The organism is Priestia sp. ABM2_011 (genome assembly GCF_056158845.1).
Window position 1 is genome coordinate 1433610 of sequence record NZ_JBSWUB010000001.1, and the last position, 20647, is coordinate 1454256.

At 38.7% G+C, this 20647-nt stretch carries 21 protein-coding genes; 16 read left to right on the forward strand and 5 right to left on the reverse strand.

Annotation, left to right across the window (positions count from 1 at the left end; genetic code table 11):
- The first annotated feature begins 1 nt into the window (after position 1).
- From ACXAE4_RS07515 to ACXAE4_RS07540, 6 genes are all read left to right on the forward strand, one after another.
- Positions 2-232, forward strand: a complete 231-nt coding sequence (locus tag ACXAE4_RS07515) for a DUF896 domain-containing protein (protein ID WP_013058775.1) — start codon at positions 2-4, stop codon at positions 230-232.
- 167 nt (positions 233-399) lie between these two features.
- Positions 400-2406: a transketolase gene (gene tkt, locus ACXAE4_RS07520; RefSeq protein WP_013058774.1), complete on the forward strand. Its 2007-nt coding sequence runs from the start codon at positions 400-402 to the stop codon at positions 2404-2406.
- Positions 2407-2555: 149 nt separating this feature from the next.
- Positions 2556-2930: a sporulation inhibitor of replication protein SirA gene (gene sirA, locus ACXAE4_RS07525; RefSeq protein ID WP_475235774.1), complete on the forward strand. Its 375-nt coding sequence runs from the start codon at positions 2556-2558 to the stop codon at positions 2928-2930.
- 155 nt (positions 2931-3085) lie between these two features.
- Complete coding sequence (locus tag ACXAE4_RS07530) at positions 3086-3298, forward strand: YneF family protein (protein WP_013058772.1); 213 nt, start codon at positions 3086-3088, stop codon at positions 3296-3298.
- 90 nt (positions 3299-3388) lie between these two features.
- Positions 3389-5152, forward strand: a complete 1764-nt coding sequence (locus tag ACXAE4_RS07535; RefSeq protein WP_048019870.1) for an ABC transporter transmembrane domain-containing protein — start codon at positions 3389-3391, stop codon at positions 5150-5152.
- The gene (locus tag ACXAE4_RS07540) at positions 5142-6947 is read left to right on the forward strand and encodes an ABC transporter ATP-binding protein (RefSeq protein WP_028411362.1); all 1806 of its coding nucleotides are present in this window, start codon (positions 5142-5144) and stop codon (positions 6945-6947) included. Before ACXAE4_RS07535 ends, ACXAE4_RS07540 begins: the two co-directional genes overlap by 11 nt.
- Before the next feature lie 22 nt (positions 6948-6969).
- On the opposite strand, the gene ACXAE4_RS07545 is transcribed toward ACXAE4_RS07540, so the two are convergent.
- On the reverse strand, positions 6970-7146 hold the full coding sequence (locus ACXAE4_RS07545) for an aspartyl-phosphate phosphatase Spo0E family protein (protein WP_013084718.1): 177 nt from the start codon (positions 7144-7146) through the stop codon (positions 6970-6972).
- Positions 7147-7285: 139 nt separating this feature from the next.
- On the opposite strand from ACXAE4_RS07545, the gene ACXAE4_RS07550 reads away from it, so the two are divergent.
- The 3 genes from ACXAE4_RS07550 to ACXAE4_RS07560 all read left to right on the forward strand — a co-directional run bounded on the left by ACXAE4_RS07550 (position 7286) and on the right by ACXAE4_RS07560 (position 9357).
- The gene (locus ACXAE4_RS07550) at positions 7286-7993 is read left to right on the forward strand and encodes a cytochrome c biogenesis CcdA family protein (protein WP_028411361.1); all 708 of its coding nucleotides are present in this window, start codon (positions 7286-7288) and stop codon (positions 7991-7993) included.
- 210 nt (positions 7994-8203) lie between these two features.
- Positions 8204-8761, forward strand: coding sequence for a DUF2179 domain-containing protein (locus ACXAE4_RS07555; protein ID WP_013058767.1), 558 nt, complete (start codon positions 8204-8206; stop codon positions 8759-8761).
- 104 nt (positions 8762-8865) lie between these two features.
- On the forward strand, positions 8866-9357 hold the full coding sequence (locus ACXAE4_RS07560; protein ID WP_013084715.1) for a CcdC family protein: 492 nt from the start codon (positions 8866-8868) through the stop codon (positions 9355-9357).
- A 31-nt stretch (positions 9358-9388) separates the two neighbouring features.
- On the opposite strand, the gene ACXAE4_RS07565 is transcribed toward ACXAE4_RS07560, so the two are convergent.
- Positions 9389-9814 carry a DUF2621 domain-containing protein gene (locus ACXAE4_RS07565; protein WP_028411360.1) on the reverse strand — a complete coding sequence of 142 codons (426 nt, stop codon included), beginning with the start codon at positions 9812-9814 and terminating at the stop codon, positions 9389-9391.
- Positions 9815-10090: 276 nt separating this feature from the next.
- Here ACXAE4_RS07565 and gabT point away from each other — a divergent pair, with 276 nt between their 5' ends.
- From gabT to ACXAE4_RS07580, 3 genes are all read left to right on the forward strand, one after another.
- Positions 10091-11446 carry a 4-aminobutyrate--2-oxoglutarate transaminase gene (gene gabT, locus ACXAE4_RS07570; RefSeq protein ID WP_028411359.1) on the forward strand — a complete coding sequence of 452 codons (1356 nt, stop codon included), beginning with the start codon at positions 10091-10093 and terminating at the stop codon, positions 11444-11446.
- Positions 11447-11594: 148 nt separating this feature from the next.
- Positions 11595-12965, forward strand: coding sequence for a sigma-54 interaction domain-containing protein (locus tag ACXAE4_RS07575; protein WP_475235778.1), 1371 nt, complete (start codon positions 11595-11597; stop codon positions 12963-12965).
- A gap of 31 nt (positions 12966-12996) precedes the next feature.
- The gene (locus ACXAE4_RS07580) at positions 12997-14421 is read left to right on the forward strand and encodes an NAD-dependent succinate-semialdehyde dehydrogenase (protein ID WP_028411357.1); all 1425 of its coding nucleotides are present in this window, start codon (positions 12997-12999) and stop codon (positions 14419-14421) included.
- A gap of 36 nt (positions 14422-14457) precedes the next feature.
- Here the strand turns inward: ACXAE4_RS07580 and ACXAE4_RS07585 are convergent, their stop codons facing one another.
- Positions 14458-14700, reverse strand: coding sequence for a hypothetical protein (locus tag ACXAE4_RS07585; RefSeq protein ID WP_028411356.1), 243 nt, complete (start codon positions 14698-14700; stop codon positions 14458-14460).
- Between the two features lie 124 nt (positions 14701-14824).
- Between ACXAE4_RS07585 and ACXAE4_RS07590 the strand changes: the two genes are divergently transcribed.
- On the forward strand, positions 14825-14992 hold the full coding sequence (locus tag ACXAE4_RS07590) for a hypothetical protein (protein ID WP_165573659.1): 168 nt from the start codon (positions 14825-14827) through the stop codon (positions 14990-14992).
- Between the two features lie 107 nt (positions 14993-15099).
- Positions 15100-15594, forward strand: coding sequence for a metal-dependent hydrolase (locus ACXAE4_RS07595; protein WP_224357778.1), 495 nt, complete (start codon positions 15100-15102; stop codon positions 15592-15594).
- Positions 15595-15630: 36 nt separating this feature from the next.
- Here the strand turns inward: ACXAE4_RS07595 and ACXAE4_RS07600 are convergent, their stop codons facing one another.
- Together ACXAE4_RS07600 and ACXAE4_RS07605 are read right to left on the reverse strand one after the other, a co-directional pair.
- Complete coding sequence (locus tag ACXAE4_RS07600; RefSeq protein ID WP_028411354.1) at positions 15631-16836, reverse strand: ATP-binding protein; 1206 nt, start codon at positions 16834-16836, stop codon at positions 15631-15633.
- A 239-nt stretch (positions 16837-17075) separates the two neighbouring features.
- Positions 17076-18503 carry a cryptochrome/photolyase family protein gene (locus ACXAE4_RS07605; protein ID WP_154973162.1) on the reverse strand — a complete coding sequence of 476 codons (1428 nt, stop codon included), beginning with the start codon at positions 18501-18503 and terminating at the stop codon, positions 17076-17078.
- 165 nt (positions 18504-18668) lie between these two features.
- Here ACXAE4_RS07605 and ACXAE4_RS07610 point away from each other — a divergent pair, with 165 nt between their 5' ends.
- Complete coding sequence (locus ACXAE4_RS07610; protein WP_289578357.1) at positions 18669-19505, forward strand: hypothetical protein; 837 nt, start codon at positions 18669-18671, stop codon at positions 19503-19505.
- 251 nt (positions 19506-19756) lie between these two features.
- A complete protein-coding gene (locus ACXAE4_RS07615) occupies positions 19757-20449 on the forward strand; it encodes a copper homeostasis protein CutC (RefSeq protein ID WP_014458532.1) in 693 nt (230 codons plus the stop codon).
- The last annotated feature ends 198 nt before the right edge of the window (positions 20450-20647 follow it).

The window sequence follows — 20647 nt, forward strand, 5'->3', positions numbered from 1 at the left end:
TATGCTATCAAAAGATAAACTTGCTCGTATTAATGCTCTTTCAAAAAAGGCAAAGGCTGAAGGTCTGACAGAATCTGAAGCGAAAGAACAGCAAGAGCTACGTCAGGAATATTTAAAAGTTTTCCGACAATCTATGACAAACCACCTCCATACGATTAAAGTTGTGGACGAGGAAGGTAAAGATGTTACGCCTAAGAAGTTAAAAGAGAGCAAAAAGAAGCGTCTTCACTAAGACGTTCTAGTAAAACTAGAGGGAGAGTTCCCTCTAGTTTTTTGTATATTTTTAATAAGGCACACAAAAACTGTAAAAGTGGAAATTTTTTTGGTTCAAGTATTGTACAAATAAGCAAATCATTAGTATGATAACATATGTACATAGTTTTGAAAGGAATGAAGAGTATGACACAACGTATTGAAGATCTTTCGATTGCAACAATTCGTACTTTATCAATCGATGCGATTGAGAAAGCAAATTCAGGTCACCCAGGTATGCCAATGGGAGCTGCTCCAATGGCATATACATTGTGGACAAAATTTATGAACATCAATCCAAAGAATCCAAACTGGTTCAACCGTGACCGCTTTGTATTATCAGCAGGACACGGATCGGCACTATTATACAGCTTGCTTCATTTAGCTGGATATGACTTATCAATTGAAGACCTTAAAAACTTCCGTCAATGGGGAAGCAAAACACCAGGTCATCCAGAGTTCGGTCATACAGCAGGTGTTGATGCAACAACTGGTCCACTAGGACAAGGTATTGCAATGGCTGTTGGTAAAGCAATGGCAGAACGTCATTTAGCTGAAACATACAACAAAGAAGGTTTAGAAATTGTAGACCACTTTACGTATGGTATTTGTGGTGACGGAGACTTAATGGAAGGTGTATCTGCTGAAGCAGCTTCATTAGCGGCACACTTAAAATTAGGACGCTTAGTTGTTTTATACGATTCAAATGATATTTCTTTAGACGGAGATTTAGATCGCTCGTTCTCTGAGAACGTAGAAGATCGTTTCAAGGCTTACGGATGGCAAGTAATTCGCGTTGAAGACGGCAATGACTTGACAGCGATTGCAAACGCAATTGAAGAAGCAAAAGGCGATTTAACACGCCCAACGCTAATTGAAGTAAAAACAACAATCGGATTTGGTTCTCCAAACCACGCGGGTACTTCTGGCGTGCACGGTTCTCCATTAGGTTCCGATGAAACAAAATTAACAAAAGAAGCTTATGCATGGACATTTGAAGAAGACTTCTATGTGCCAGAAGAAGTGTATGCTCACTTCAAAGCTACAATTGCTGAAGATGGCCAAAAGAAAGAAAACGAATGGAACGATGTATTTGCACAGTATAAAGAAAAATATCCTGAACTAGGTCGTCAATTTGAACTAGCAGTAGAAGGAAAGTTACCGGAAGGCTGGGAAGAAACGCTTCCAGCATACGAAACGGGTTCAAGCTTAGCTAGCCGTGCTTCTTCTGGAGAAGTATTAAACGCAGTAGCACAAGCTGTACCTCAATTCTTCGGCGGTTCAGCTGACTTAGCTGGGTCAAATAAAACAATGATTAAAGGTTCAGAAGACTTCACTGCAGCTGATTACAGCGGACGTAATATTTGGTTCGGTGTACGTGAATTTGCAATGGGAGCTGCATTAAACGGTATGGCTCTACACGGCGGTGTAAAAGTATTCGGAGGAACATTCTTTGTATTCTCTGATTATCTTCGCCCAGCAATTCGCTTAGCAGCTTTAATGAAGCTTCCTGTAACATATGTATTCACACATGACAGTATCGCAGTTGGAGAAGACGGCCCAACACATGAGCCAATTGAACAATTGCCATCACTTCGTGCAATGCCAGGTCTTTCAGTGGTTCGTCCTGCAGATGCAAATGAAACAGCTGCTGCATGGCGCTTAGCATTAGAATCAACTGACCGCCCAACGGCGCTTGTATTGACTCGTCAAAACTTGCCAACGCTTGAAGGTACAAAAGAAAATGCATACGAAGGCGTGTCTAAAGGCGCGTACGTTGTATCTAAAGCTGGTAAAGACCAAGCGGATGCATTAATACTTGCAACAGGCTCTGAAGTAAGCCTAGCAGTAGAAGCACAAAAAGCATTAGCTGCAGAAGGCATTGATGTATCTGTAGTAAGTATGCCTGCATGGGATCGTTTCGAAGAGCAATCTGCTGAGTACAAAGAAAGTGTTATCCCTAAATCAGTGAAAAAACGTTTAGGTATTGAAATGGCTTCTACACTTGGCTGGGAACGCTATGTTGGAGACGAGGGACAAGTTCTTGGTATTAATCACTTCGGTGCATCTGCTCCTGGTGAAACAATCATGAAAGAATTTGGTTTTACAGTTGAAAATGTAGTAGCAAAAGTGAAAAGCTTGCTTAATGCATAATTCTTTTTCACAAGAAAGAGCAGACTCCTATGGTCTGCTCTTTTTTTTCGACAAAAAAACAAAGAAATTTTTTCATCGATAGACAAGCATTGCGTACACCATTCGGTATAATGGTACAAAAAAGAACGAGCCGAAAGGGAGGATGAATCGTGAGAACGTATGAAGTATATTTAATGGAGGAAGAAGTTGCATCATCCTATTTTCGAAGAGAAAAGCTCATTTATCAGCTGCTGATTGAATATAAAATGAAACGTCACTTGCAGGAAACGCATTTACAAAAACAAGTTCATTACATTACTCGCCAACTGCCCAATTCATTTATTCAACGAGAATTACTTCAGGCGTTTTCTCATTATCCTCATTTTTTTACTCATCAAGAGACATTTGTGCTGGAATATCCTCATAAAAAAAGTCGAGCATCTATAAAATTAACGAATCGCTGTATAACAATTGAAGGAGATGGCAATGTTGATGCTGAGACAGCTTTTTTTGAAGTATTACGCAAGCTAGATCCTGTTTTTTAGCAGTGAATTATGGAACGGATGAATACGGCTGGCTGAGGCCTGTGAAAACAAGAAAATTTGTGTAATTATTTAAGGAAATTGGAACGGAAATATTGTATAATAGCGTATGGTCTAGTACACTGTAAGTTAGACAACACGAAGGAGGAAGTAATACCATGGGAATGTATATTCTAGTTGGTGTTCTAGCATTAATTGTTGGGATAGCGCTAGGATTTTTCATTGCTCGTAAGTATATGATGAGCTATCTGAAGAAAAATCCACCAATTAATGAACAAATGTTAAAAATGATGATGATGCAAATGGGCATGAAACCATCGCAGAAAAAAATTAACCAAATGATGAAAGCAATGAACGGCCAAATTAAATAATGGTTAATTGGACAGACACTCTCTATTCAGAAGGGTGTCTTTTGTTTTATGATAGAGATAAGAAAATGGTTGTGGGGCTAGGGGGATACGATGAAAATTTTTCGAGAGTTATGGTGGTTTTTCAAACAGGAAAAAAAGTCTTACATAACGGGGATAGCGCTGCTCATTATTGTGGCAGCATTAGAACTTCTCCCGCCTAAAATTATTGGTTTAACGGTAGATGGCATTAAAGAAGGGACGCTGAATGGAAAGCGCTTAATGCAGATGGTTGGCATTTTGCTAGGAGCTGCTGTTGTGGCCTATTTCACAAGATACATATGGCGTATTATGATATTTGGTTCATCTGTTAAACTAGCCAAGCAGCTGAGAAATACCCTCTACACTCATTTTACCAGGATGAATCAGGCCTTTTATCAGCGGCGGCGAATTGGGGATTTGATGGCCCATGCAACGAATGATATTCAAGCTATTCAACAAACTGCAGGTTCGGGCGTTTTGACGCTCGTGGATTCCATTGTCACAGGAGGGCTTGTTCTATGCACAATGGCCCTAACAATCAGCTGGAAATTAACGCTTATTTGCCTTATTCCTATGCCGCTTATGGCCGTTTTAACAAGTTACTATGGTACATTGCTTCATGCGCGGTTTCATCACGCACAAGCAGCATTTTCTACTTTAAATGATAAGGTTCAAGAAAGCATTAGCGGAATTAAAGTCATTAAGACGTTTGGGGAAGAAGCAGCTGATGTCGAAGAATTTCGTATGAAGTCTGCAGATGTTGTTCAAAAGAACATGAAAGTAGCACGAGTAGATGCATTGTTTGATCCGACCATTTCGATTATTGTAGCACTTTCTTTTTTACTTGCTCTTATTTTTGGCAGCAAGATGGTGATTAGTGAAGAGTTAACACTGGGACAGCTTGTTACCTTTACAACTTATTTGGGCCTTCTTATTTGGCCGATGCTCGCGTTTGGCTGGCTATTTAACATTGTGGAACGAGGAAGAGCATCATATGACAGGGTATTTTCTTTATTAAAAGAAGAAAATTCGATTGAAGAAGCAGCGCATCCTAGTGTTGAACTGCCAACAGGAAATATTGAAGCTGTTATTCATAGGTTTTCGTATGGTAAAGAAGACGAATACACGTTAAACGAAATTTACTTTACACTTTCTCGCGGTCAAACGTTAGGGATTGTCGGAAAGACGGGTGCTGGGAAAACCACGCTTTTAAAGCTGTTGCTTCGTGAATTTGATGTAAGCGACGGAGCTGTTTTATGGGGAGGAAAAGACATTAAAGATTATGCTTTTGATTCACTGTACAAAAGCATTGGATATGTTCCTCAAGATCACTTTTTGTTTTCAACAACAGTCGCTGCTAATATCGCGTTCGGAAAAGAAGACGCAAGCAATCAAGAAATTCAAGAAGCGGCTAAAGTTGCAAATGTACATAAAGACATCCTCGATTTTACAGATGGCTATCAAACAATAGTAGGTGAAAAAGGCGTTTCGTTATCTGGTGGACAAAAACAGCGTATCTCGATTGCAAGAGCTCTTCTATTAGATCCTGAGCTTTTAATTTTAGATGACTCGCTATCAGCGGTAGATGGAAAAACGGAAGCGGGTATTTTACAAGCGTTGAGGCAAAAACGTCAAAATCGAACAACGATTATTACAGCGCATCGGCTGAGCTCGGTTACTCATGCAGACCTGATTCTTGTCCTTGATAAAGGGAAAATTATTCAGCGAGGAACTCATGAGGAACTGCTTAGCGTGAGCGGCTGGTATCAGGATATGTACGATAGACAGCAGCTTGAACGTGCGGTAGAAGAAGGAGAGACGAAAAATGAAAATTGAGCATTCTTCGGTACATAAACGTCTGTTTCACTATACAATTCCGCATAAAAAATCATTTTTTTTAGCGTTCACTCTATTATTAATTGCTACGGCTGCTGATTTATTAGGGCCCATTTTGATTAAAATTTTCATTGACGATTATTTAACTCCTAAGTATTTGCCTCTTCAGCCTCTGGTGTGGCTTGCAAGCAGTTATTTGCTTTTACAGCTTTTAAAAATTGTCGTTCAATACTTTCAGCTTCTGCAGTTTCAGAATATTGCACTTCAAATTATTCAGCAGATTCGAATTGACGTTTTTTCTCATGTTCATCGTCTGGCGCTTCGCTTTTTTGACAACACGCCAACGGGAAGCCTTGTTTCTCGAATTACAAATGACACGGAAGCTATGAAAGAAATGTTTGTAGAAGTCATCGCGGTTTTTATTCAAAATGGGGTATTTTTGATTGGTATTTTTATAGCGATGTTTATGCTAGATGTGAAGCTGGCTTTTTACTGTTTAGTTCTTCTCCCGTTTATTTGGGGACTTATGAAGCTTTATCAGCATTACAGCGCTATTTACTACGGACAGCTCCGAGAAAAGCTAAGTCAGTTAAATGCCAAGCTTCATGAGTCTTTGCAAGGCATGTCCATTATTCAATTATTTCGTCAAGAAAAGCGGCTTCGCTCGGAATTTGAAGAAATTAATGATGAGCACTACAAAGCGGGCATGCGCAATATTAAGTTAGATGGTTTGCTACTGAGGCCTGCTGTCGAAATTCTTTATATTTTAGCCGTTATTCTTGTGCTCAGTTATTTTGGCATTTCCGTAGCTGACAGTCCTGTTAAAATTGGTGTTCTTTACGCGTTTATCAACTATTTGGATCGTTTTTTTGAGCCCGTTAATGAAATGATGCAGCGTCTTTCTATGTATCAGCAAGCGATGGTATCAGCCTCCCGGGTATTTGATTTGATGGATGAGGAAGAAAAAAATCCAGTGATGACAGGAGAACAAAAGCAGGGGGTACAAAAAGGAACGGTAGAATTCAAAAACGTCACGTTTTCCTATGACGGTGTTCGAGATGTGCTTTCTGATATATCATTTACGGTAAACGAAGGAGAAACAGTGGCTTTAGTAGGCCATACTGGAAGCGGGAAAAGCTCCATCATTAATTTATTAATGCGTTTTTATGAGCAGCAAAAAGGAGACATTTTGATCGATAATAAACCACTGTCGTCCTTTTCAAATAAACAGCTTCGAGATCAGGTAGGGCTGGTGCTGCAAGATGCCTTTTTATTTGCCGATACCGTAAAGCGAAATATTACGCTGCATGAAGACCATTTTTCTGATGAGCAAGTAAAAGCAGCGGCGAAATTTGTGCAAGCTCACGCATTTATCGAAGCTCTTCCTAATAAGTATAATGAAGTGCTAGTGGAAAGAGGTTCAACTTTATCAAGCGGTCAGCGTCAGCTCTTAGCATTTGCAAGAACGGTGATTCGAAACCCTAAAATCCTTATTCTTGATGAAGCAACAGCCCATATCGATACAGAAACGGAAGAAGCGATTCAAGAAGTGTTAAGAGATATGGGAAAAGGCCGCACAACGATTGCGATTGCCCATCGTTTATCAACTATTCAACACGCCGATTGTATTTTAGTATTGCATAAAGGGAAAATCGTCGAAAAAGGAACGCATGCTGAACTGCTAGATAAAGGCGGTTTGTACTATAATATGTATCAGCTTCAGCACAGTGAAAAAGAGGAAAATTTCAATAAAGAAACAGGAGTAAAAGAGATTTATAAAGAATTGATAGAGTGAAGGTGAAAAAAAGAAACAACCTTCATGAAGAGGTTGTTTCTGTTGTTTGAGCAGGGAATTCATTGTAAACGTTTAATAAATGATCTAATTCTTGACTATGTTTAATAGCAGGTGGAGAGTTTAATCCACTTACTCGGACTATGCGGATGAGTTCTTCTCGTTTCTTTTCAATCGCTAATAGAATATCTTTTTTGGCCAATGCTATGTATCCCTTCTAACAAGTCGTTTACCTAATTATACAAGATAATGGTACTATTTGAAAGAAGTGAGATAAGACAATTTGGTTACAAAATGGTAACGAAAAAGAACAAAAAGAACAAAAAAGGGAAGTGGGAAATGTGGGAGATTTAAATTTATTTTTGGCATTTGGCGCAGGCTTTTTATCGTTTATTTCACCCTGCTGTTTGCCTTTGTATCCAGCTTTTTTATCGTACATAACGGGAGTATCAGTCAGCGAGCTAAAGGAAGGCGCTAGGTCACATCAGCGCAAAGCTTTTATTCACACAGCTTTTTTCCTGCTGGGATTTTCTGTTATCTTTATTATGATTGGTTTTGCGACATCCTTTATTGGTCAGTGGTTTTTTAACTATAAGGATTTAATTCGGCAGATTGGCGCTATTCTTATTATTTTCTTTGGTCTAGTTGTACTAGGGATTTTTAAGCCTCGAATTCTTATGCAGGAACATAAAGTTCAATTCGCCAATAAGCCGGCTGGACTCTTAGGTTCTTCTTTTATTGGTATGGCTTTTGCTGCCGGCTGGACTCCTTGCACGGGACCTATTTTAGTATCGGTTATGGCGCTTGCAGCGACAAACCCAGGATCCGGTCTTTTGTACATGATAACGTATTCACTTGGGTTTTCTATTCCGTTCTTTATCATGACATTCTTTATTGGAAAAATGAATTGGTTAAAAAAACATATGAATTCCATGATGAAAGTTGGCGGATACGCAATGATTGGCATGGGGTTTATTTTATATTTTGACTGGATGACAAAAATTATTATTTATACAACGAGCGTATTTGGAGGGTTTACGGGCTTTTAAAAAGGGAAAATGATACAAAAAAGAATCTGGAAGTTGGCAGGTTCTTTTTTGTTTTTTAAAGACCAAACGTTCATTTTAGCTCTTAGGAAATAAGCAAGAATATGACTCGAAAAAATATATAGAAAAATTTATTTTTACTATATCTTCTATAAATACGGAGTGATACAATGAAATCGTCATATTTTTAATTGTTAAAAAGAGGTGTATAAATTGAAAGATATTTTGTTAATCTTGCTTTTGCAACTGATCTATGTACCGATCTTGACGCTGCGCACAATTTTTTTAGTCAAAGGTATGAGTATGTATGCCTCAGTTTTTGGATTTGTTGAAGCGTTAATTTATGTATTTGGCTTATCCCTAGTATTTTCAGGAGATCAAAGCACGCTTGCTATGGTTGTATACGCAGTTGGATTTGGAGTGGGAATTATACTTGGAAGTTATATCGAATCTAGGCTTGCTATCGGATATACAACATTCTTAGTTAACCTTATGACCAAAAATGAAGAGTTAATTAACCGCCTTCGACAGGAAGGTTTTGGTGTTACTGTGTACCAAGGTGAAGGAAGAGACAGTGCACGCTATAGATTAGACATTTTAACAAAAAGAAGTAGAGAAGAAGAGCTATTAGCATTCATTGAAGAATATGAGCCTCGTGCTTTCATTATTTCATACGAGCCTCGTAAATTTAAAGGCGGGTTCTTACTAAAAGCAATGAAAAAGCAAAAACAAAAGCAAAAAGCAAAAGCAGATATTACCTCTACTAAATAAAAACAGAAGAGATCCTCTTCTGTTTTTTTGTTGCACTTTTACTTCTGATGTTTTTTGGATTATAATATAAGTACACACTAAACTATAGTAAAGGAAGGATTTCATTGGTTATTGCTTCAACACTTGTCGCAATTTTTATGGCTTCTTTCATATTAGTTGTTCGAATGAAAGCTGCTGATAAACCAACGAATGCAAAAAAAATTATACTTCCGCCTTTTTTTATGAGTACGGGAGCGTTAATGTTTATCTTTCCAATGTTTCGAGTAACGGGTGCAGAACTGCTTGAGGCGTTAATAGCAGGCATGATCTTCTCAATCCTGTTAATTAAAACGTCTAAATTTGAAATTCGTGACGATCATATTTACTTGAAGCGTTCAAAAGCTTTTGCATTCATTATTATTGGTTTGCTTATTATTCGAATTGCAATGAAAATATATTTAAGTTCTTCAATTGATGTTGGCCAGCTTGGCGGTATGTTCTGGATTTTAGCATTTGGTATGATTGTACCTTGGCGCATTGCGATGTACACATCGTACAAAAAGCTCGAACGAAAGCTGCACAATGATCGTCTTGGAAATACAACGATATTAAATTAAAAAAGGTGGCTACGCAGCCACCTTTTTTGATTTAAAATAAATGCTGATAGGGGACGGCATCTATTTTTTGCTTTTTTAATGTTTTTAATAAAAATTTATGATCACGTTTAGGCGTAGCTAAGATGTATCCACGTACGATTAAGTCTTCTGTTATAGAGGCGGCTTGTTCCTCAAGTGCGAGTTCCCCAATTTTCCCTGCAATTTTTTGTTTGGCCACATCGCGAAATAGTTCAGGTACTGGTTCAACAAGAACGTTTAATAGCTGCTTTTGATCCGCTGACCAAAGGTGAATGGTTTTGGAAAGATAGTGATCTTGCCAATCAAGTTCAGACATGCCGTCTTCTTTTGGTAAGCGCTTTAAAAATTTTCTGAACATAAAAAATCCGCCGATAGCAAACATGCTCATTAAAAAGACAACCCAAAATAAAATAACCCATAAAAACCAGCCCTCTAGCATATTTTTCACTCCTTTATAAAGAGATTAATCATAACATTACTATATTTATACATTTATTATAAAAGCCTTGTTCCTTTTATGGCAATATAAAATTCCTGCACTTTATGTGAAAAGAGAGTCATTTTTGACTTGTTGATAAGTTTATATTGACTTATCGATAAGTGAATTATCGTTAGAATTATCTAAAAATGCTTATTTTTCAGCCTTTTAAAAGTTGGCACGTTTTTTGCATATAAACTAATTGAAGAATTATTTAATATGAGAGGAAGATAAAAAATGAGTCAAACTTTTAGCAAAGTAGCAACAAATTTACCGGGAGAAAATGCAAAGCAATTATTAGATAGAAGACACCGTGCCATTCCGAAAGGTGTAAGTTATGGCATTCCGACATTTGCTGATACGGCTGAAGGGGCTATTGTTAAAGATGTCGATGGCAATACGTTTATTGATTTCGTAGGGGCAATTGGCACAATCAATGTAGGTCATAGTCATCCAAAAGTGAAAGAAGCGCTTCACAAGCAAGTAGACCGTTTTATTCACACAGGATTTAATGTCATGATGTATGAGTCATATGTAGAGCTTGCAGAAAGACTAGCAGCAATTGCTCCTGGTGAATTTGACAAGAAAGTATTACTTTTAAATAGCGGAGCAGAAGCTGTAGAAAATGCAGTGAAAATTGCTCGTAAATATACAAAGCGTCAAGGAATTATTTCATTTAACCGCGGTTTCCACGGCCGTACATTAATGACAATGACAATGACAAGTAAAGTAAAGCCATATAAATATGAATTTGGACCGTTTGCTCCTGAAGTATACAAAGCTCCATATCCTTATGAGTATCGCCGCCCACAAGGATTATCAGTTGAAGCATACGAAGAGTTTATGATCACTGAATTCAAAAACTTCTTAAATACAGAAGTAGCACCAGAAACGATTGCAGCTGTTGTAATGGAGCCAATTCAAGGCGAAGGTGGTTTCATTGTTCCAGGTAAACGTTTTGTGCAAGAAGTGTATCAATTATGTAAAGAGCACGGAATTTTATTTGTATCAGATGAAATTCAAGCTGGTTTTGCACGTACGGGACGCTACTTCGGTATTGAACACTTTGACGTTGCACCAGATTTAATTACAGTATCTAAATCACTAGGAGCTGGTGTACCGATTAGTGGTGTCATCGGCCGCGCTGAAATCATGGATGAATCTAATCCTGGTGAGCTTGGCGGAACGTACTGCGGAAGCCCTCTTGGATGTGAAGCGGCTTTAGCTGTACTTGATATCATTGAAGAAGAAAAGCTAAATGAACGCGGTGAGTACCTTGGAAAAGTGGTAACATCACGATTTGAAAAATTAGCAGAAAAATATGACTGTATCGGTGATATCCGCGGATTAGGAGCTATGTCTGCTATCGAGCTTGTGAAAGACCGCGAAACAAAAGAAGCGGATAAAGAGCTTACACAGCGCATCGTAAAAGAAGCAAACAAACGTGGATTATTACTGCTTAGCGCGGGAGTATTCGGAAACGTTCTTCGTATCTTAATGCCGATTGTTATTACAGATGAGCAGCTAGAAGAAGGCTTAGCTATTTTTGAAGCAGCACTAGAAGCAAGCGTGCAGCAAACGGTTGAAGTATAAGAGAAATTGAGGAATGAGTGAAGAGAGAACTCTTCACTCATTCTTCATGAATCACAAAGAATGGATATGTTTGGACACTCTATTTATAGATTTTTCATTTTCTGATAAAATAAAATAATAATTATTTTTTGACGAAAAGGTGATTCAAATGACCATTCATAAAAAGCAGATTCAGCAAATTAACGACGAACTTTACGATATATTTGAGTCATCATTTGATGAAATCTTTGTAACTGATGCAAATGGGTATGTATTAGTTGTAAATTCAGAGTGTGAAAAAAATTATGCTTTGAAAGTGGAAGATTTTATTGGAAAGCACGTAAAAGAACTTCAGGAAATGGGCATCTTTTATCCTTCGGCCACGTTAAAGGTGATTGAATCTAATCAAGCAATTGAATTGGTTCAAAAAACAAACTCAGGCCGATATCTTCATGTGCGGACTAGGCCAGTATTTACTAATGACGGGCAATTGAAAAGTGTTATTAGCTATTCTCGAGATTCCACAGACTTAATGGAATTAAAACGAAAAGTAGAAGAGATGGAAGAACAGCTTGAAAACTATAAAAAAGAGTTAAACGAATCCGTAGATTTAGAAGGAATCGTAACAAAAAGCGAAGCGATGAAAAAAGTTTTTTCAACCATTCAACGAGTTGCTTCTGTAAATACAACCGTTCTCTTACTTGGAGAAACAGGGGTAGGAAAAAGCAGAGTAGCAAAACTGCTTCATCAGCTTAGTACAAGAAAACAGCAGCCGTATCATGAGCTTAATTGTGCAGCGCTTCCTGAACAGCTTATTGAGTCAGAGCTATTTGGCTATGAAGGCGGTACGTTCACTGGAGCATTTCGCGAAGGGAAAAAAGGGATCATTGAGCTTTCGAACGAAGGCACGCTTTTTCTAGATGAGATTGGTGAACTTTCTCTTTCAGCACAAAGTAAGTTGCTCCATGTACTGCAAGACCGTACAATTCGTCCCGTGGGCTCAACAAGAGCAGTATCAATAGACGTACGAATTATTGCTGCTACGAATCAAAATCTGGAGCAAATGGTCGAAGAAGGAAAGTTTAGACGTGATTTGTACTATCGACTTAACGTGGTGCCAATTACGATCCCACCTTTACGAGAGCGAAAAGAAGATATTCTGCCTCTTGTCTATCAGTTTCTTCATCATTTTAATACGGTATACGAACGTAATGTACGCTTATCACCAAAGGCATTAGATGCATTTTTAGGGCAGGAATGGAAAGGAAACGTTCGTGAAGTGGAAAATATCATTGAGCGTCTGGTTGTTACAGGAGAAGAAATGATTACGCTTAAAGACTTGCCATTTGCAAAAGAGTTTGCTATCGATCCACCTGTGCATACGCTTCCTGAAATGATTGAACATGTGGAAAAAGAAATGGTCATCAAGGCGTTTGAACAGCATAGGTCATCTTACAAAGTAGCCGAACAGCTTGGTATTAGTCAATCACAAGCGAGCCGTAAAATTCGAAAATATGTGTCGGACAGTACCGAACAGTGAGTAGATAAATTTAAGCAGGGAGTGAAGAAATATGAAGCAAGCAAACTTATATATTAACGGAGAATTTGTTTCAGCAAATGATACATACGAAGTGGTAAATCCAGCAACAAATGAAGTAGTAGCTACCGTTGCAAAAGGCGGAGAAAAAGAAGCAAAGCTAGCAGCAGATGCTGCCTATGAAGCGTTTCAAACATGGTCTAAAAAAACAGCAGAAGAGCGCGGTAAATTATTATTTAAATGGCATCAGCTGATCGAAGAACACACCGATGAACTTGCTGAAATCATGACAGTCGAGCAAGGTAAGCCTCTTAAAGAAGCAAAAGGTGAAATTGGCTATGCCAACGGATTCGTTTCATGGTACGCAGAAGAAGGAAAACGCATTTACGGAGAAACAATTCCAGCTTCTTCTCCTAATAAACGATTATTTGCTCATAAGCAGCCTGTGGGAGTTATGGCAGCTATTACACCTTGGAACTTCCCAGCAGCTATGATTACGCGTAAAGTAGCGCCAGCTTTAGCAGCTGGATGTACAGCGGTTATTAAACCGGCAGAACAAACGCCACTAACGGCTCTTCGTCTAGCAGAGCTGGCGCAGGAAGCAGGTATTCCAAAAGGGGTAATGAATGTAGTTACAGGAGATGCAAAAGCAATTGGAGAAGCGTGGCTGCAAGATGGACGCGTACGCAAACTATCGTTTACGGGCTCTACAGAAGTAGGTAAACTATTAATGCGCGGAGCAGCTGATACGGTTAAAAAAGTGTCTTTAGAATTAGGAGGACACGCTCCGTTTATCGTAACAGCAAATGCTGATTTAGATAAAGCAGTAACAAATGCAATTGCTTCTAAATTCCGTAACGCTGGTCAAACATGCGTATGTACAAACCGCATCTACGTGCACGAGTCTATTGCTAAACCGTTCGCAGAGCAGTTTGCAGCAGCTGTTAGTCAGCTGAAAGTCGGAAACGGCTTAGAAGAAGGTACGGATATCGGACCTTTAATCGATGAAAAAGCGTTAGAAAAAGTAAAGCGCCACTTAGATGATGTTGTAGCAAAGGGTGGAAACGTCTTGACTGGAGGGGCTGTACGCGAAGAGGGAAGCGGACTTTTTGTTGAGCCTACGGTTGTAGATGGTGCAACGGATGACATGCTTTGTATGTACGAAGAAACATTCGGACCAATTGCTCCAATTGCAACGTATCAAACAGAAGAAGAAGTTATTCGCCGTGCAAATAACTCGCCTTACGGATTAGCAGCTTATGTGTTCACTGAAAATATTTCAGAAGCTATTCGTATTGCTGAAGCTTTAGAATATGGTATTGTAGGGCTAAATGATGGACTACCTTCTACACCACAAGCGCCGTTTGGCGGCTTTAAAGAAAGTGGACTTGGACGTGAAGGCGGACATTACGGAATTGAAGAATATTTAGAAGTAAAATATATTTCTTTAGGCTTTTAATAAAAAGTGATTTCGCTTTCCTGCGAAATCACTTTTTTAGTAATAGTACACGTGGGGAATTTGTGCATGGATTGATTGGAAATTCATGAATAAAAAACAAAACTCCTCAAGAGTACAGCATGCAAGGTCTTCGCAATCGTGAGAATTAAAAAAATCTTCTAGTATAGTTGGTTCGGCGTCTTTAAATAACCAGTGGTGTTCAACATCTTCAAATTTGCCTCGATAAACCTCGCTCAGTCCATAAAAGTCAAATATATCTTCCAACTGCTTTTGGTGCATAGCCATCCCTCCTCTTCTTAGTATAAGAAAAAGAAAGAGATATTAAACAAGCCGTCATACTACTTTGTTTTTTTTGAAAAAATCTCGTATAGTTAATAGTAATGACAAGCAAAGGAGTTTCGGCATGTTTACATATATCACGTTATTTGGTTTTCTTGGATTCGCTGTGTATTCGAGTACGTGGATTTATTCCATTGTCAAAAAAGATGGAAGAGCAAAGAAAAATGGAAAGGGTACTCTTATTAGTTTTCTTGTGATGCTTATCGGGTTAGTCGGTATGCAGTTTACATAACTATAGATTATTTTGACATTTTTACCACCTTCACTTATAGTTAACGTTGGGCGAACATATGTATGATTTTGGTTACGGTGCTTGCCTTAAGTTGAAAAAGAAAGAAGGTGGCATATTTGAGATATCACACACATATTGCAACATCGATTGCTGCCGGTGCCGGTGTGGCTATAACAGGAGAAGCTTCGTTTACATTTCCTTATGTTGTAGGCATTGCGATTGGAGCGCTGCTTCCTGATATAGATGAACCAAATTCATATATTGGTAGAAGATCTCTTGGTCTCGCAAAAGTCATTAAATCTATTTTTGGACACCGAGGTATCACGCATTCTATTCTTGCAAGTGGACTTATTTTTTATTTACATACGATGTATAACAACGATTTTACATTAGGGATAGCCTATGGGTACGCTTTTCATATTCTTGGAGATTTCTTTTCTAAACGAGGGGTACCTTTTTTCTCTCCTCTTAGCAAGAAGAAGTTTAAGCCTCCTTTAACATATGAAACAGGTGGTGGAGCAGAGACTCTCATCTTTTACCTGGCAGTGATAGGAAGTTTCTATATGCTTTATAAGTATCAGCTGTACACCCAGCTGTTTTAAAGAAAGAAGCCATCTGAGTAAATTAGATGGCTTCTTTTACACTTCTACCACATAAAGTTCAGGCGTTTTCATAGGCAGGGTAATGGTAATGCTTGTGCCGTCATTTTCTTCACTTGATACGTGGAAAAAGCCATTATGCTCGTTAATAATTTTGTTGCAAATGGTTAGTCCCAGGCCTATTCCTCGTTCTTTTGTTGTATAAAAAGGCTCTCCTATATGAGGGATACGCTTTGAGTCAATTCCACATCCGCTATCTTTTATCACAATGCATAGCGTTTCTCTAGCTGATTTTTCAATCGATACAGCCAGCTTGCCGCCGCTTTCCATAGAATCAATGGCATTTTGTATAATATGAATAAATACTTGGGTTAGCTGTGTTTTTTGCCCACTAATGAGCAGGGGATATTCTTTTGGATAATGGCGAATGATGTGGATGTCTTTGACTTCGGTAACCGGTTCAAATTGCTTTAATACCTCATCTAGCAAGTCTGTCATAATAAGGCTTTCTGTATATGCGTACTCTCGTTTAGCTAAACTCATAAATTCTGCGATAATATGTTCAATTTGTGAGAGCTCGTGCTGAATGAGATCTCGATAAATCATTGTTTTTTTCGGCTGCTGTGTCTCACTGAACAGTTGTATAAACCCTTTAATGGTTGTCAAAGGATTTCTAACCTCGTGTGCGATACTTGCAGCAAGGTGACCAATGACAGAGAGTTTTTCTGAATTCTGGATCTTTTTCTCTGCTTGTCTTTTCTCTGTTACGTCTCGTGAGATAAATACAAACCCTTCGATTTCTCCAGTAGCTGTGATAATTGGAGCGCCTTTACATTCTAATAAAACGATGGTGCCATTCACGTGAAACTTCCGGTATTCAAATGTGGAGGCATCTTTTGTTTTGCTCATGTTAGCTAAAATAGTCGAGATTAGGTGCTTGTCTTCAGGATACGCATTGATAAGCACATGTTGTCCAATAAGTTCATCAGGATAAACCCCTAATGTTTTAGCGTAAGAAGGAGAAGCGTATTCATAAATGCCATCTTCAGTAATAGCACATACTAAATCATGCGTATGAGATAAAATAGCTTGATGCTTTGGTTCATTGTCATCCGCAATGATTCGATCTTTTAATGGATAAAAAAGCTGATCTTCTTGGTTAGTGAAGGTGTGCCGAACTTGAGTGCCGCACATTCTGCAAAAATTATAATCTTCCTTATAGTTACAAGAAGGACAAACGGGCATCGAATCACTCCAATCAGATCTATGCAGTGAGAGAGTTCTCAAGCACATATAATCATTATTATATATTCAAATTATAGGAAAAAATATGAAAAATCAAATGTGCTATAGAGAGGGGAATTGGGCTTGAAAACCCTATAAAGGGATTTCAAATACATGTTTTTAGTTGCAAATAGATAAAAAATGGGAATTTTTACACATTTAAAAAATTAAGACATCAAATAAGAGGTGAATAATACCTCTTATTTGATGTCTTGATAATGCTCTAGCGCACGCTCTCTAGCTGCTTTATGATCGACAATTGGAGTGGGATATGTTTTATCAAGCGTAACGTTTGCTTTTTCTAATACGTCTGCTGGAGCCTCCCAAGGTTTATGAATGTAGGGGGAAGGCAGATCTCTAAGCTCTGGAAGCCACTTTTTAATATATTCTCCTTCTTTATCAAATTTTTCTGATTGAGCAGTTGGATTAAAGATACGAAAATATGGCGCGGCGTCTGCTCCCGAGCCTGCAACCCACTGCCAGCCCATTGTGTTGTTAGCTAAATCTGCGTCTACTAAGGTATCAAAAAACCAATTTGCTCCGTGTTTCCAATGAATTAAAAGGTGTTTTACTAAAAAGGAAGCAGCTACCATTCGAACTCGATTGTGCATAAACCCTGTTTCCCACAGCTCCCGCATTCCGGCATCGACAAGGGGATAGCCGGTTTTTCCATTTTTCCAAGCTTGAAGCTCTTCATTGCCGTCCGCCCACTGAAATTGCTTGAATTTTTCATTCAGCGGTTCACTTGTAGTGTGTGGGAAATGATAAAGCAGCTGATAAGCAAAATCTCTCCATACAAGTTGGCGAATAAACATTTCAGCTTGATGTTCAAAAGCATTAGAGCTTACTTTTTCTGCTTTATTTCTTAAATAATGATAAAGAACGCGAGCTGAGAGCTGTCCTGAAGCGAAATAAGGAGAAAGGAATGAATTGAATGCTTCAGCAGGAAAATCTCGTCCTTTTTCATAATGCAGCAGCTTATTCTTTAAAAACGTTTTGAAGCTATTAATAGCGCCTTGTTCCGTAGCGTCCCACGTAGACTTAATCGTTTCATCCCACGGTATGCTTGGAAGCAAATCCAGATCTGAGACTGAAAGAGATTCAATCGATGAAGAAAAGGCGTGGATGGAAGTAACTTTTTTTACAGTAGAAGATACGGCATGTTTTTGAGAAGCTTTATAGTAAGCTGTAAATACTTTATAAGGATCTCCATTTTCTTTTTTGATTTTCCAAGGTTCATGAAGGAGAAATCCCTCAAATGTGCGAATATTTATTTGTTGCTCTGAAAAAAAAGCTTGAAGCTCTTTATCTCTTTTTAGCGCATGTGGTTCATAGCGTCTGTTCCAATAAATATCTTGCGCATTCGTTTCATGGATTAACTTTTGCAACACATCTTTAGGGTTTCCTTTTTTTATAATCAGCGTTCCTTCTATTTTTTCGATCGAAGTTTTGAAGTCATTTAGCGCATGGTGAAGCCACCATTTACTTGCACTTCCCATTGAGCTTTCTTCATCGTCATCATGAATATAAACAGGTACAACCATTCCTTCTTTCGCTGCGTGAAATAGAGCTGGGTTATCTACTAACCGAAAATCTTTTCGAATCCATACGATAATGGTTTTCTTCATCATGTGCCACCTTTCTATTTGCAATTTGCCTCGATTATAGCTTTTTTCTTATACGTTCTACAATTTTGAATGTGTAGAAAGCCTATTTTCGTATGGACGAATTTCAGATTGATTGTAAAAAGAATAACGTAAACAGAGTAAGAGAATGGGAAGGAGCCCTTAAAAATGAGAAATTCGTATGGAATGAAACAAACCGGACAACCGATATCCAATCCATATATGCAAGCAGCACCTAAACCTGCTAAAATGCCGCCAATGCCTTCTGCAAAGGAAATGCAGGCAATGCCGATACAAGAAGGCACAAGTCAAATGCCGATGCAAGGAGAAATGCCGCCGATGAAAGACGGAATGCCGCCGATGCATGGCGGAATGAGTCAAATGCCAACTATGCAAAAAGACATGAATCAAATGCCAATGTACGGAGAACTACCGCCAATGCATGGAGGGATGGATCAAATGCCGATGAAAGACGGAATGCCGCCAATGCATGGAGGGATGGGTCAAATGCCGATGCAGGGTGGAATGCCGCCAATGCACGGAGGGATGGGTCAAATGCCGATGCAGGGTGGAATGCCGCCAATGCACGAAGGAATGTGCCAAATGCCGATGCAAGGTGGAATGCCGCCAATGCACGGAGGAATGGGCCAAATGCCGATGCAAGGTGGAATGCCGCCAATGCACGGAGGAATGGGCCAAATGCCGATGCAAGGTGGAATGCCGCCAATGCACGGAGGAATGGGTCAAATGCCGATGCAAGGTGGAATGCCGCCAATGCACGGAGGAATGGGTCAAATGCCGATGCAAGGTGGAATGCCACCAATGCACGGAGGAATGGGTCAAATGTCGATGCAAGGTGGAATGCCGCCAATGCACGGAGGGATGGGTCAAATGCCGATGCATGATTGCGGATGCCGCGATTTCTCAGCACCCGTTGGTCATCAGCAGCCTCATTCTTTAAATGAGTGGATGTTCATGCAACAAACAAATCCACGCTCTTTTTAATAAATCCTTTACCCTAGATAAAAGGGATGTATTTTTGGATCTTTAGTATAAATATAGAATTTTATTAATTGAAACGTCATGAGAAAAAGAATAGTTCTTACTCTTTTTCCATGACATTCAATTTTTTGCAAATATTAATCACATCTTTTGGGTGTTTTCTTACATAAGAGAGTTTGGTAGAGTTTTTTAAGTATAAATACAGGGAAAAGAAGGCAAAAGCTCTATATTAAAGGGGAAAGGGTGTTTTTAGAATGATATTAGAAGTCACAGCTGCAACCTTACATGATGCTAAAGTTGCCCAGGAACATGGTGCCGATCGTATAAGTCTTGTAACTGGAATCGGTGAAGGCGGCTTAACCCCAAGCTACGGTTTGATGAAAAAAGTGAAAGAAACGATACATATCCCAATATTTGTGATGATCCGTCCACATAATCAATCTTTTCAATATGATGAAGATGATTTGCAAACAATGATTGAAGATATTCACTATGCAAGAGAAATTGGCATTGATGGAATTGAAATTGGCTGTTTAACAGAAGACAAAATTATCGATGAGCAAGCTTTAAAGCGACTGCTGGATGCGGCAGGAGAAATGAACGTAACGTTTCATTTAGCGTTTGATGAAATCAGTGATCAAGAAAAGGCGCTTGAAACGCTTTTAAGCTATAAGCAAATTCAGCGTGTTATGACTTCGGGAGCGGATAAAAGTGCGCTAAACGGTATTCCTCATATTAAAAAGCTGTTAAGAAGAATGAAAGATAAAGATATTATTTTAATCGGGACAAAAGGGCTGAAGCCTGAAAATCTTCAAGCGTTCTTATCCGTTACTCCCGTGAAAGAAATTCGTATTGGTTCAGGGGTTCGAGTAAATTGTCAGTATACGAAACCGCTTGACCCAAGGAGTGTAAAAGCTGCAAAAGAGACGATGAATAAACAAAAGTAACAGAAGTGCTACAAGAAATTGTAGCACTTTTTTATTTGGAAATAGAAAGGGACTTATTACATAGTTTTCCCTAATTGGAAAACAACATAAAACTCTTTTAACCCTTGATACATAAGAGAAATACTGCGTTTTTCCGACTGTAGAGTGAAATAGGAATAATTTCATATTTTCAGAATAATCATTGACAGTGATAATCAT